Source organism: Leisingera sp. SS27 (assembly GCF_028368855.1).
Classification (GTDB): Bacteria; Pseudomonadota; Alphaproteobacteria; order Rhodobacterales; family Rhodobacteraceae; genus Leisingera.
The window spans coordinates 281,056-293,429 of record NZ_JAQNCY010000004.1 but is presented as its reverse complement, the minus strand read 5'-3'; the positions used below and the strand labels follow the sequence as shown (position 1 = coordinate 293,429).

Genomic DNA, 12,374 nt, shown 5'->3' with positions numbered 1-12,374 from the left:
GGCTCTTGGCCTGAGATCCGCGTCGCAACACCCGCTTTTACGGAAGCACTGGAATGGAATGCATCTTAAAAAAGCAGCCCAATTTGAGACGAACGGCAGGCTGTCTTGAGGGCTTGCGGGTTTTCACCCATTTGGGACGAAATCCCGGGTCGTGAACTTTTGCTAGTTGCGCATCACATTAACAACTGCTGCGCTTAATTCCTTAAGCGCAGTGTTGCGCGCCGCGAAATCCGCATCCGTGTCGGATATATAGATGGCGGCGACCCAAGGGGCGCGGCCTTCGGGCGTGACAAGCGCAATGATGTTTCGGGTGTGGCTGCCGGCGCCGGACTTGTCTGAAAACGCCCAGGTTGCAGGTGCTTTATTTCGCAACAGTGTGCTGGTCACATTGCCATGGCTCATCCATTCGGCCAGAAGGTTGCGGGAAGACACCGACAGCGCATTGCCAACCAGAAGGGCGCGCAGCGTTTCTGCCATTGCGGCTGGTGTCGTCGTGTCGAGAGGGCTGTCAGGAGCGAAGGCGTTCAGTTCCGGTTCATACCGGTCCAGCCGGCTGACCGTATCGCCGATGCTGCGGAAGAAATTTGTGACCTCATCGGGGCCTCCGAGACGTGAGATCAGCAAGTTCGCCGCGGTATTGTCGCTCCAGTCGAGCGCAGCCAGGCAAAGATCTGCAATCGTCATGGTTCCGCCGGCATGTTCCTTGGTAACCGGAGCATAGGAGAGCAGATCGGATTCGCGGACAGGAAGTTGCTCTGAGAGGGACAATTCTCTTGCATCGCTGCGCGCCAGAACGGCTCCGCAAACCGGTGTCTTCACAGTGCTGTTCATGAGGAACTTCTCGTTTGCACGATGGAACCACACCTTGCCCGTACCTGTATCCACCAGTGCAATTCCCACGCGGCCCTTGAGCCGTTCTTCTATTTGAGAGACAGAAGCGGTCAGTATCTTGAGGGGCGACTGCGCAGCGGGAGCGGTGGCAAGAGACAAGCCGAGAGAAATCCCTGCCGCAATGCGCAGCAGGACGGAGGCGGAGAGCCGCATGAGTGAATTCCTTTTGAAAGTGTGCCCTGAGCGGCGCGTCAATTTTGTGGGGACATCAATTGATGTCATGCGGAAGTCATAAATCAACTTGAATTTCCGGATCAAACGACAAATTTTATAGGCTGCCATTAGGTGAGATAATGCATTGGACCGTCCTGATCTGCCGCTGAACGCTCTTAGGGTGTTCGAAGTTGCCATGCGTCAAGGCAGTTTTACCCGGGCTGCAGTAGAGCTGCGCGTGACACAGGCCGCCGTTAGCCATCAGATTGCGCGGTTGGAGGATCTGCTGGGAGCCACGCTCTTTTTGCGCACGCCACAAGGCTTGATGCCGACAGATGAGGGGCTGCTGCTGTTTCCTGTCTTGGAGCATGGTTTCGAAGCGATTTCCCGTGTCCTTGACCAGCTCGGCGGACGCCGGGATGTTGAGCTGCTGAAAGTCGGTGTGAACACTACCTTTGCGCTCGGTTGGCTGCTGCCCCGGCTTGATGTCTTTCACAGGCTGCACCCAGAAGTCGATCTCAGGATATCGACCAACAACAACCGCGTGGAAATTTTGCGCGAAGGGCTCGACATGGCGATCCGGTTCGGATCCGGAGCCTGGACGGGCCATGATGCGGTGCCGTTAATGGAGGCGCCACTGGCACCTCTCTGCGCGCCTGCCCTTGCCGCGCGCTTGAAGCATCCGGCGGATCTAGGGGCGATTACTTTGCTGCGGAGCTATCGCAGCGCGGAATGGCCAGGCTGGTTTGACGCGGTTGGTGCTGCTTGTCCTCCTGTCACCGGTCCTGTTCTGGACAGTTCGATTGCTCTTGCCGAACTTGCCGCTTCTGGTGCAGGTGCCGCGCTGCTGCCAGTCCGCATGTTCGAACGCTATCTGGAGCAGGGCCGTCTCGCACAGCCTTTCGGTGCCACTGTGGCGGCTGGTAACTACTATCTGGCTTGGCCGTCAGACCGTCCGTTTACTGAGGCAATGAGGAGTTTTTCGAACTGGCTGACAGGCGGGTAAGGACACGTTTAAGGTAAAGGCGGAGCGGTGCGGTCTGGAGAGGCACTGCGGCAGCGCCGGCAGACCCCACGGGTTCTGGAATTGGAAACTGACAATGCCGGGCGCACAAAAGAGCCCCCGCAAACAGTGCGGGGGCAGGTCTTCGAGGGAGGTCTTGGTTTTGCTGAACCGTTTCAGGTTTTCCATTCAGACGGGTCGCGGTCGGCAAAGGCCGCCACCAGGAAGTCGATAAAGGCCCGCACCTTGGGCTGGGTGAACTTGCCGGGCGGGTAGACCGCATAGATGCCTTGGGTTTCCACCGGCAGGCTGGGCATCACATCCTCAACGAGGCCCTCTTCCAGGGCCTCTGAGTAAAGGTAGCTGGGCAGATAGGCGATGCCGAGGCCGGAGATAGCAGCGTTCAGAAGGGATTGACCGTCGTTGACGGACAGCCAGCCAGAGGTGCGCACCTGACGTTTTTCACCTGATGGCGCAGTAATTTTCCACACATTGCCGCTGGATTGACTGGAGTAGTGCAGGAGCTTGTGGGTGTTCAACTCGTCGATCTTTTGCGGGCGGCCGAATTTTTCCAGATACTCTGGAGAGGCGATCATCCGCTTTGTTGTCTCGGTCAGCTTGCGGGCGCGGAGGCTGCTGTCCTCCAGTTCGCCGATCCGCACTGCCATGTCGAAACCTTCAGAAATCAGCTCCACATAGCGGTTGTTCAGCACCATGTTGACGGTAATATCCGGGAAGTCGCGCAGGAAGTCCGACAGCACCGGCGACAGATGGTTCACGCCGAAATCGGTGGCAACGGAAATCCGCAGGAGGCCGGAGGGGGCGGATTGCATCGAGGTGACCAGCGCATCCGCTTCGCCTGCATCATTCAGCACCCTGCGGGCGCGGTCGTAATATGCAAGGCCGATCTCGGTCGGTGACACCCGGCGCGTGGTGCGGTTGAGAAGCCGCGCGCCCAAGCGCGCCTCCAGGCTGGAGACATGTTTGGAGACAGCCGACTTGGAGATCCCCATTTTCCGGGCCGCATCGGTGAAGCCGCCTTGATCCACCACATTGGCGAAGGCTTCCATTTCCATCAATCGGTCCATTTTCACCCATCCTCGTAAAGCCGTGTTGCCCCGAACCTGATGGTGAAATCGGGCAAGAACGGGGCGGGGGTGGGATAATTACGAGGTTTCGCGGGGATCGTTTGCGTTGTGGAAACGGCTGCCGCGAGATGGGAACGAAGATCTTGAGGAGGTTACTGAAACCTTAAATCACAAGCCTGATTGTGAGTATCCACAGCGGCAGTGTCACCGCGCTGAGAAGGGTGGATTGCGCAATAAGTGTGGCAGCCAACGTGCGGTCGGCGCCAAAGGCGGATGCGAGCACATGAGCGGCGGAAGCTGTCGGCAAGGCCGCAAACAGCACCAGCACTGATGCAAAGCCAGGATCAGTCCCCAGCAGCAGGCAGGCAGCCAGAACAATGGCGGGTACCAGAACCAGACGCACCAGGCAGAGGTAGCCGTTGAAGAAATCAAGCCGTGCCAGCGCGCTCCAGTTCATGGTGGCGCCAATCGACAGCAGTGCAATTGGAATCGCGGCATGGGCCAGCATCTCGGCCGGAGCCAGGATCGGGGCAGGGATTCTGTAGCCGGAAAGCCCAACGGCGACGCCTGCGACTGATGCCAGCAGAAACGGATTGAGCGCGATCTTTACTGCGGTTTCACGCAGTGGAAGGCTGCCGCCGCGCGACAATGCAGTGACAGCCATGAAATTGGCTACCGGAACGGCCATGCCGATGGCAACCGCCATCTGGCCAGTCAGCTCCGTGCCGATTGATGGCAGGGCGACAAATGCAATGGCCGTGTTGAAACGCCACGCAGCCTGCCAGGCACCTGCGAAATCAAGAAACTTATCCGGTCCGGCTCTGCGCGCCAAGAAACCAAGGGCAAGCGCGAGGGCCAGGATGCTCCAGACGGCGGGTCCGATGCGGCCGAGGTCTGAAAAGGCAATCGGGCGGCCACTGGCGGCAAAGAACAGCAGGGCTGGAAACAGCACCTCAAAGTTCAATTTGTCCAGGCCTTGCCAGGCGTGTGGTGACAGCCGCCTGCGTACCAGTCCGCCAAGGGCGACCATCAGGAAGCTGGGAGACAGGCCCATCAGGATGACTGCAAATACCACGGGTGCCCTCGATTTGCGGTTCGGGTGCAACACTGCCGCCCGCGGAGTGTGCGGGCAAGAGGAATGCGGGCCGCCACGGTGGCCTTCTGTGAAGATGACGCAAAATTGTTCCTCCAGCGCGGCCGAAAGGCTTGCTGCCGCCGGCCGAACGCTTAGCTTTACTCCGATTGTTGAACACATTGCTGGAGGATCCGCCATGAAAGTTTTGTTTGCTGCCGCAGCCGCCCTTTGCCTGGCCGCACCGCTTGAAGCTCAGGAGCTCACACCGTCTCACCCGGATGCCAAGGTGTATTTCGTCAACCTGATGGATGGAGATACCGTCACCTCTCCTGTGACTGTCATCTTTGGCCTTTCCAGCATGGGGGTTTCACCGGCGGGTTTGGAAAAGGAGAATACCGGCCATCACCACCTGCTGATTGACCGGCCAGCTATTGGCAAGGGCGAGGATGGTGCGGATGAGTTGCTGTACGGGCTGCCTGCGGACGAGCACCATGTGCACTTCGGGGGCGGGCAGACCGAAACCGTCATTGAGCTGTCCCCGGGTCGCCACACGCTGCAGCTGGTGCTTGGCGATGCCAGCCATGTGCCGCATGAAACGCCCGTGGTGTCTCAGGTTATTACGATCAATGTGGAGTGACACTTCGGTCCGCGGCGAAGCTTCGGACGGTTGATGCAGGCTACGCAGGAGGTCCTGAGAAATCAAAGGACCTGACATGCTGACTTGCATCATCCGCTACCACATCGATCCCGCCAAGAAAGCGCAGTTCGAACAATACGCCCGAAATTGGGGTCAGGCGATCCCGCGTTGCGGAGCGGACCTTGTTGGCTACTATGCGCCGCATGAAGGCTCCTCGACATTGGCTTACGGGATCTACAACGTGGACAGCCTTGCGGAGTACGAAGCCTACCGGACGCGTCTGGCGGCAGACCCATTGGGGCGCGAGAATTACGAATTTGCGCAAAAGGGCCGGTTCTTGCTGCGCGAGGACCGGACCTGGCTCAAGCTGGTCTCGTTGCCGCATGGGGATGGATGAGAGGTGCGCAAATGATTGCCGTGATATTCGAAGTGGAAATCGCCGCGGGACAGAAGGATGCTTATCTGGAAATTGCTGCAGAGCTGCGCGGACTGCTGGAAAAGACGGAGGGGTTCATTTCCGTTGAACGATTTCAGAGCCTGAGTGCGCCTGACAAACTGCTGTCGCTATCCTTTTGGCAGGACGAAGCCGCCGTGCAGCGCTGGCGTCATCTGGCGGAACACCGTGTGGCACAGAGTAAGGGCCGGGCAGGGATCTTTGCAGACTACAGGCTGCGGGTCGCCGGGGTGATCCGGGACTATGGCATGGCGGTGCGGGAGGAGGTCCCGGCGGACAGTGTGGCAGCACACGGCTGAGCGCGTCTGGAGACTGGATGCTGCAGGGATTCCGCGGAGCGCCAGTCCGGCTTAAGCGCATTGAATATGCGCCGCGCCCGCTAAGCGCAGCGCAGAGCAAAGTGCGGTGCCACCCGCCGCGCCGGCGGCGCGGCGCCCGGCCCAACTGCGGGCCGGGCCTGACAGGACCGGCTGCCGCAGGCGGGAGATCCTTGTTTGCTTCAAAGACTGGCGGCCAGGCGGGTGCCTTGGTTGATGGCGCGTTTGGCGTCCAGTTCTGCGGCAACATCCGCACCGCCGATCACATGGGCGGTGATACCGCGTTCTGCCAGCAGATCCGCCAGCGATCGCTCGGAAACCTGGCCTGCGCAGAGGACGATAGTGTCCGCCTGGATCACCCGCGGATTTTCCCTTGCCTCGCCAAAGCTTACATGCAGGCCTTCGGCGTCGATGCGCTCGTAATTGACGCCGCCGACGAATTCCACATCTTTCATCTTGAGCGTTGCCCGGTGAATCCAGCCTGTGGTCTTGCCCAGCCGCTTGCCGTGGCGCTCGGCCTTGCGTTGCAGAAGAGTCACCTGGCGCACAGGCGCTGCGGGCTGCGGACCCTCAGGGGCTAGGCCTGCACGGTGTTCTGCCGGGTCGGCCACGCCCCATTCCTTCATCCAAGCGGGCAGGTCGGTGGCAGGGCTGTGGCCCTCTTCCAGCAGGAATTCGGACACGTCAAAGCCGATACCGCCTGCACCGATCACGGCGACCTTTTGGCCTACTCGCTTATTGTGTCGCAGCACGTCGATGTAGCTCAGCACATTGTCCCGGTCCTGGCCCGGAATAGCGGGGTCGCGCGGCAGGACGCCGGTGGCGATCACCACCTCGTCAAAGCCGGTCAGATCGTCCGCAGAAACCTCGCGGCCCAATTCCAGCGTGATACCGGCACTGTCCACCATCGCACGGTACCAGTCCACAAGGCCCCAGAATTCTTCTTTGCCAGGCACCTGCTTGGCCATGTTCAGCTGGCCGCCAATTTCGTCGGCGCGGTCGAACAGGGTGACCTTGTGGCCCCGTTGCGCTGCCGTCAGTGCGGTCGACAGCCCGGCAGGGCCAGCGCCCACTATGGCTACCGTCTTGGCGGTTGCGGCCGGTTCGATCACCAGCTCGGTCTCGTGGCAGGCGCGCGGGTTCACAAGGCAGGAGGTGAGCTTGCCGCTGAAAGTATGGTCGAGGCAAGCCTGGTTGCAGGCGATGCAGGGGGCGATCTGGTCTGCCTGTCCGGCCTCGGCCTTGGCCACGAAATCCGCATCCGCCAGCATCGGCCGGGCCATCGACACCATGTCGGCGCAGCCCTCGGAGAGCACTTGCTCGGCCACTTCGGGCGTGTTGATGCGGTTGGAGGTGATTACTGGGATGCCGACTTTGCCCATCAGTTTCCTGGTGACCCAGGCGAAAGCCGCGCGCGGCACGGAGGTGGCGATCGTGGGGATGCGCGCTTCATGCCAGCCGATGCCGGTGTTGAGGATGGTGGCGCCGGCCTTTTCAATTTCCTGCGCCAGTTGCACAACTTCCTCATGCGTTGAGCCGTCCGGCACAAGGTCGATCATAGACAGGCGGTAGATGAGGATGAAATCGCGGCCCACGGCCTCGCGGGTGCGGCGCACGACCTCAACCGGCAGCCGCATCCGGTTTTCATAGGAGCCGCCCCAGCGGTCGGTGCGCTTGTTGGTGTGGGTAACCAGGAACTGGTTGAGGAAATACCCCTCGCTCCCCATGATCTCGACGCCGTCATATCCTGCTTCTTGCGCCAGCCGGGCGGCGTTCACGATGTCGGCAATCTGCTTTTCGATACCATCCTCGTCCAGCTCATGCGGCGGGAAAGGGGAGATCGGAGATTTCACAGGGCTGGGACCGACGCATTTGGGACCATAGGCATAGCGGCCGGCGTGCAGGATCTGCATGGCGATCTTGCCGCCCGCTTCATGCACGCGGCTGGTAATCACCCGGTGGTTTTCTACGTCCTTGGGTGTGGTCATCATCGAGGCGCCGGGCAGCACCGAGCCCTCCAGGTTCGGGCCGATCCCGCCGGTTACCATCAGCGCCACGCCGCCGCGGGCGCGGGCCGCGTAGAACTCGGCAACCCGGTTCCAGTCTCCGGTTTCCTCCAGCCCGGTGTGCATCGAGCCCATCAGCACCCGGTTCTTCAGCGTGGTAAAGCCCAGATCCAGCGGGGCAAGCAGATTGGGGTACGCAGTCATCTTGAAACTCTCCCTGGCAGTTGCCCCTAGGATCAAGGGCGCGGGCCGCCTTGTCACGGGCAAACGCCGCGTCACCCCCTTGCGTGCCCCGGCGGCAAGCGGTCTAAGGTTGTGAAAACCTATGTTGAGGAGAGCCTGATGACGCCGGAAGAAATTGCCAAGCTGCCCTACCGCCCCAACGTAGGGGTGATGCTGATCAATGCCGAGGGTGCGGTGTTCGTCGGCCAGCGCAAGGACCGCTACAAGGATGCCTGGCAGATGCCGCAGGGGGGGATCGACGTGGGCGAGGACCCGCGGATTGCAGCGCTGAGGGAGCTGGAGGAAGAAACCGGTGTGGCACCTGACCTGGTCGAGATCATCGCTGAGAGCAACGGCTGGCTGCCGTATGACCTTCCGCATGACGTGGTGCCCAGTTTCTGGGGCGGCAAATACCGCGGGCAGGAGCAGAAGTGGTATCTGATGCGGTTCCTGGGCACGGACGATCAGGTCAATATCGAGACGGATGATCCCGAGTTCTCAGCCTGGTGCTGGCAGCCGTTGGAGAGCCTTGTGGAGAAAATCGTGCCGTTCAAGCGTGAGGTCTATGCGCGGGTGGTGGCAGAGTTCCGGGAGTATCTGTGAGATGGATTTGCGAGCCTGTTTTCGACCTGCCAGAACCGGTGCTGCCCTGACCGCGTGTATTCTGGCTGTTGCAGCCGGCCCGGCTGCTGCCCTCAGCTGCCTGCCTTGGGGACCTGCGGATGCCTATCTGCATGCTGCGAACTCGGACAGAGTTTACAACGTCATTGCGGGCGAACTGAAGTTTGACGAAAGCCTGCTGCCGCAGTCTCATTCGGACAATCCCAACGACACGCCGCCGTTGACCCGCATTCCGGCACAGCTCTCAGGCAAGCTGCTGGAGGGAAAGTATTTCTCCCGGCGGGTTAGTGTGTCTGCGGTGATTGAGGTGGAGTGCCTCGGGCCCTGGTGCGGCGGGATGAAATCCGGTGCAGATTATGTGGTCTTTGCCGAACAACGCGGGCAGGAATTGGTGGTCAGGGCCAATGCCTGCGGCGGGTTTGCGTTTGACGACACCTCCACAGTGCGGCGGCAGGTTCTGGACTGCCACCGCGGCAAGGCCTGTGAGCCGGCCCAGCCGCGGTGATACTGGTTATTCAGCTGCCGTTGCGGAGGGCCGGGACCGCAGCCGCACCTGGCCGAGCCAAAGGCTGAACAGGGCCAGTGCGGCGCCCAACATCTGGTTGGGCGTCAGGATTTCCCCCAGCAGTAGCCAGCCCAGGATCACGGCAGACAGAGGGCTCAGAACGCCGAGAAGCGACACTTGCGACGGGCCGATCCGGGCGAGGCCGCGGAACCACAGGATATAGGTCAGCGCTCCGCCGATGAGGCTCATGTAGGCAAGGCCAAGGATATTGGCAGCCGTGAAGACCGGCATCTCCGGCACCATCCACAGCGCAACAGGCACCAGCAGCAGCCCGCCAGCGGTCAGCTGCCAGGCGGTGAAGGTGAGCGGGGGCACCGGCGGCTGCCACTTGCGGGTCAGAACTACGCCTGTGGCCATCGACAAGGCGCCGCCAAGGCCCGCAAGGACGCCCAGCGTGTCCAGCTTGGCCGCCGGGGTCAGCACCAGCAAGGCAACGCCTGCCATGCTCAGAAGTGCGGCGGCAACGGCAGCGGCGCGGATCTGCGTCTGCAGCAGAAGGGCGGACAGGAACACCACGATCAGCGGCTGCACGGCGCCCAGCGTGGCAGCGACCCCACCGGGCAGGCGGTAGGCGGACAGGAACAAGAGCACCCAGAACAGCGAGAAATTCAGCGCTCCAAGCACCATCAGTCGCGGAAGCCAGCTGAGCGGCGGCAGCTGGCGCACCAGCAGCAGCAACAGCAGCCCAGCAGGCAGCGCCCTGAGCAGTGCCACAACCAGCGGTGAGTGGCCAGGCAGGAAAGTTGTCGTCACGATGTAGCTGCTGCCCCAGATTGCAGGGGCCAGCGCGGTCAGCAGAAGGGTCCGGATCGGCATGTGTTTCTCCTTGTCTCGATATCGAGATAAGGGATTTTATCTTGACGTCAAGATGTAAATGCCTAAACCAGTGGCATGGACCATGTGGATTTTATCACCCAGCAATGGGAGCAGGAACGGCCGGACTTGGATGTCACGGCTATGGGAGTAATTGGCCGGGTCGCACGGCTTTATCTGGCTTATCAGCGCGAGATGCATAAGACCTTTGCGGAGTTCGGTCTGAATGCCGCCAAGTTTGACGTGCTGGCAACGCTGCGCCGGTCCGGAGCGCCTTACACCTTGTCGCCGGGTGATCTGCTGAAGGCAACTATGGTGGCGTCCGGCACCATGACCAACCGCATCGACCGGCTAGAGGCGGACGGACTGGTGAAGCGGGCGGTGAATCCGGAAGACAGCCGCAGCTTTCAGGTCGGCCTGACAGGGGAGGGGTTTGCCTTGATCGACAAGGCGGTCACCGCCCATGTTCAGACCCAGACACGGTTGCTGGAGGGATTGAGCGAGCGGGACATGGAGGAGTTCACGGTGCTTCTGTCCAAGGCGATGGCGGCAGCGGACAGTTAAACTTGAGGAATGAGTGGCAAGGGCCTGCAGAAGGCAGGCGGCGCAGGGCGGCAATGCCGCTCTGCGCTATGCCCAAACGCTGGCAGGTGCTGTTTCAGCGGACGGAAGGGGGTGATTGGCTTAGACCAGCCCGGCTTCTTCCAGGAGGTGGCGCACGTTTCTCTCCGGACGCGGACCGATGTGCCGGATCACCTCGCCTGCGCAGATACAGCCCATGCGAGCGCAGATTTCCATGCTGCGGCCCGTTGCCATGCCAAACAGGAAGCCGGCGGCGAACTGGTCGCCGGCACCGGTGGCATCGACCGGGGTGATCATCTCAACCGGCACATCGATGCGCACACCTTCGTTCAGCACTGTCACACCATCTCCGGACCGGGTACAAACCACCAACGGACAGATCGCGGCGGTTTTGGCCATTGCCTTCTCCAGATCATCGGTCTCGAAAAGGGCGCGGATTTCATCCTGGTTGCCGATTACAAAATCCAGCTCCTCGCCGATCAAGGTGAGGAAGTCCGCGCGATGGCGTTCGACGCAGAACGGGTCAGAGATCGAGATGCCAACCTTGCCGCCGCCTTCGCGGCAGCTGCGTGCCGCTTCCAGAAACGCTGTTTTACCCCTGTCCTTATCGAACAAATAACCTTCCAGGAACATGATCTGCGCTTGGCCGGCTACATCCTGCGGCACGTCTTCAGAGCTCAACTCGGAAGAAATGCCCAAGTATGTGTTCATCGACCGTTCTCCGTCCGGCGAGACAAAGATCATTGACCGCGAGGTCGGCAGCACATCCCCCGAAACAGGCGCATTCACAAAGCCTACGCCCTCGTTGTTCATTGCATCGGCATAGAATTTACCAAGCGCATCGTCACGGACCCGGCCAATGAAAGCGGCCTCAAGCCCCAGAGCGCCAGCGCCTGCGATAGTATTGGCGACCGAACCGCCCGGGGTCAGCACCCGGTTACCCATTGCTGCATATAAATCTTCGCAGCGATCACGCTCAATCAGCTGCATGATGCCTTTTTCAATGCCTTGTTCAGTCAGAAAGCTGTCTTCGCATTGAGCGATCACATCCACCACGGCATTGCCAATGCCGACGAGCTGGTAGGTTTTGGTCATGGTCCCTCCTCGGGGATTTCCAAAGCGGTGTAAGTTGAAGCGATTATGCCGCTCAAAAAGTTTACAGGTTCTTGTCTTCGAACATGCAGAGGTCGCGGATGATGCAGGTCCCGCACATCGGTTTTCGCGCCTTGCAATGATAACGGCCGTGCAAGATCAGCCAGTGATGGGCATGCTGCTGGAAGTCCGCCGGGATATTGTCTTCCACGGCGCGTTCCACGGCATCGACATCTTTCCCAGGCGCGATGCCGGAGCGGTTTCCTACACGAAAGATATGCGTGTCGACGGCTTGTGCAGGCTGCTTCCACCACATGTTCAGAACCACATTGGCAGTCTTGCGGCCCACACCAGGCAACGATTGCAATGCCGCGCGCGAGTTCGGGACCTCACCGCCGTAGTCCTCGACCAGGATCTTCGACAATTTGATCACGTTCTTGGCCTTGTTACGGTAGAGGCCAATCGTCTTGATATGCTCAATGAGCTGCTCTTCGCCAAGGTCCAGCATCTTTTGCGGGGTGTCGGCGATCTTGAAAAGCTCGCGGGTCGCCTTGTTCACGCCGGCATCGGTTGCCTGGGCCGAGAGTGCCACCGCGACCACCAGAGTGTAGGCGTTGACATGCTCCAGCTCGCCCTTGGGTTCGGGCTCGGCTGCTTGGAACCGCGTGAAAATCTCGCGCAGGGTATGATAATCGAGTTGCTTTGCCATCGCGCGCCATATGTACAGAGCAGGTGCCAAAGAGCAATTGAAATTGCGCCCTTTCTGCCGCGGGTACTTTCTTGCGAGGATAACCCGCAAGTTCCGGGTCGATTGGCGGGGCTGGCCCGGATAACTTAGTGATACACGTTTAATAC

General features: G+C 60.5%; 14 protein-coding genes. 7 read left to right on the top strand and 7 right to left on the bottom strand.

The window, feature by feature from the left end; translation table 11 throughout:
* Positions 1 to 162 precede the first annotated feature (162 nt).
* Positions 163 to 1,173, bottom strand: a complete 1,011-nt coding sequence (bla, locus tag N6L27_RS11500; protein WP_271907394.1) for a class A beta-lactamase — start codon at positions 1,171 to 1,173, stop codon at positions 163 to 165.
* Between the two features lie 16 nt (positions 1,174 to 1,189).
* Here bla and N6L27_RS11495 point away from each other — a divergent pair, with 16 nt between their 5' ends.
* Positions 1,190 to 2,050, top strand: coding sequence for a LysR family transcriptional regulator (locus N6L27_RS11495; RefSeq protein WP_271907393.1), 861 nt, complete (start codon positions 1,190 to 1,192; stop codon positions 2,048 to 2,050).
* Between the two features lie 173 nt (positions 2,051 to 2,223).
* Here the strand turns inward: N6L27_RS11495 and N6L27_RS11490 are convergent, their stop codons facing one another.
* Together N6L27_RS11490 and N6L27_RS11485 are read right to left on the bottom strand one after the other, a co-directional pair.
* On the bottom strand, positions 2,224 to 3,135 hold the full coding sequence (locus tag N6L27_RS11490; protein WP_271907392.1) for a LysR family transcriptional regulator: 912 nt from the start codon (positions 3,133 to 3,135) through the stop codon (positions 2,224 to 2,226).
* 163 nt (positions 3,136 to 3,298) lie between these two features.
* A complete protein-coding gene (locus N6L27_RS11485) occupies positions 3,299 to 4,210 on the bottom strand; it encodes an AEC family transporter (RefSeq protein ID WP_271907391.1) in 912 nt (303 codons plus the stop codon).
* A 196-nt stretch (positions 4,211 to 4,406) separates the two neighbouring features.
* Here N6L27_RS11485 and N6L27_RS11480 point away from each other — a divergent pair, with 196 nt between their 5' ends.
* From N6L27_RS11480 to N6L27_RS11470, 3 genes are all read left to right on the top strand, one after another.
* Positions 4,407 to 4,847, top strand: coding sequence for a DUF4399 domain-containing protein (locus N6L27_RS11480; protein ID WP_271907390.1), 441 nt, complete (start codon positions 4,407 to 4,409; stop codon positions 4,845 to 4,847).
* Between the two features lie 76 nt (positions 4,848 to 4,923).
* Positions 4,924 to 5,244, top strand: a complete 321-nt coding sequence (locus N6L27_RS11475) for an NIPSNAP family protein (protein ID WP_271907389.1) — start codon at positions 4,924 to 4,926, stop codon at positions 5,242 to 5,244.
* Positions 5,245 to 5,255: 11 nt separating this feature from the next.
* Positions 5,256 to 5,600 carry an antibiotic biosynthesis monooxygenase family protein gene (locus N6L27_RS11470; RefSeq protein ID WP_271907387.1) on the top strand — a complete coding sequence of 115 codons (345 nt, stop codon included), beginning with the start codon at positions 5,256 to 5,258 and terminating at the stop codon, positions 5,598 to 5,600.
* Between the two features lie 200 nt (positions 5,601 to 5,800).
* Here N6L27_RS11470 and N6L27_RS11465 read toward each other — a convergent pair whose 3' ends face one another.
* Positions 5,801 to 7,828, bottom strand: a complete 2,028-nt coding sequence (locus N6L27_RS11465) for an NADPH-dependent 2,4-dienoyl-CoA reductase (RefSeq protein ID WP_271907385.1) — start codon at positions 7,826 to 7,828, stop codon at positions 5,801 to 5,803.
* A 138-nt stretch (positions 7,829 to 7,966) separates the two neighbouring features.
* Between N6L27_RS11465 and N6L27_RS11460 the strand changes: the two genes are divergently transcribed.
* Together N6L27_RS11460 and N6L27_RS11455 are read left to right on the top strand one after the other, a co-directional pair.
* The gene (locus N6L27_RS11460; protein WP_271907384.1) at positions 7,967 to 8,449 is read left to right on the top strand and encodes an RNA pyrophosphohydrolase; all 483 of its coding nucleotides are present in this window, start codon (positions 7,967 to 7,969) and stop codon (positions 8,447 to 8,449) included.
* 1 nt (position 8,450) lies between these two features.
* Positions 8,451 to 8,972 carry a hypothetical protein gene (locus N6L27_RS11455; protein ID WP_271907383.1) on the top strand — a complete coding sequence of 174 codons (522 nt, stop codon included), beginning with the start codon at positions 8,451 to 8,453 and terminating at the stop codon, positions 8,970 to 8,972.
* A 6-nt stretch (positions 8,973 to 8,978) separates the two neighbouring features.
* Here N6L27_RS11455 and N6L27_RS11450 read toward each other — a convergent pair whose 3' ends face one another.
* A complete protein-coding gene (locus N6L27_RS11450; RefSeq protein WP_271907382.1) occupies positions 8,979 to 9,848 on the bottom strand; it encodes an EamA family transporter in 870 nt (289 codons plus the stop codon).
* 75 nt (positions 9,849 to 9,923) lie between these two features.
* Between N6L27_RS11450 and N6L27_RS11445 the strand changes: the two genes are divergently transcribed.
* Positions 9,924 to 10,409: a MarR family winged helix-turn-helix transcriptional regulator gene (locus N6L27_RS11445; protein WP_271907381.1), complete on the top strand. Its 486-nt coding sequence runs from the start codon at positions 9,924 to 9,926 to the stop codon at positions 10,407 to 10,409.
* Between the two features lie 120 nt (positions 10,410 to 10,529).
* Here N6L27_RS11445 and N6L27_RS11440 read toward each other — a convergent pair whose 3' ends face one another.
* Positions 10,530 to 11,522, bottom strand: a complete 993-nt coding sequence (locus tag N6L27_RS11440; RefSeq protein WP_271907380.1) for an adenosine kinase — start codon at positions 11,520 to 11,522, stop codon at positions 10,530 to 10,532.
* A gap of 61 nt (positions 11,523 to 11,583) precedes the next feature.
* On the bottom strand, positions 11,584 to 12,228 hold the full coding sequence (gene nth / locus N6L27_RS11435) for an endonuclease III (protein ID WP_271907379.1): 645 nt from the start codon (positions 12,226 to 12,228) through the stop codon (positions 11,584 to 11,586).
* Positions 12,229 to 12,374: the final 146 nt, after the last annotated feature.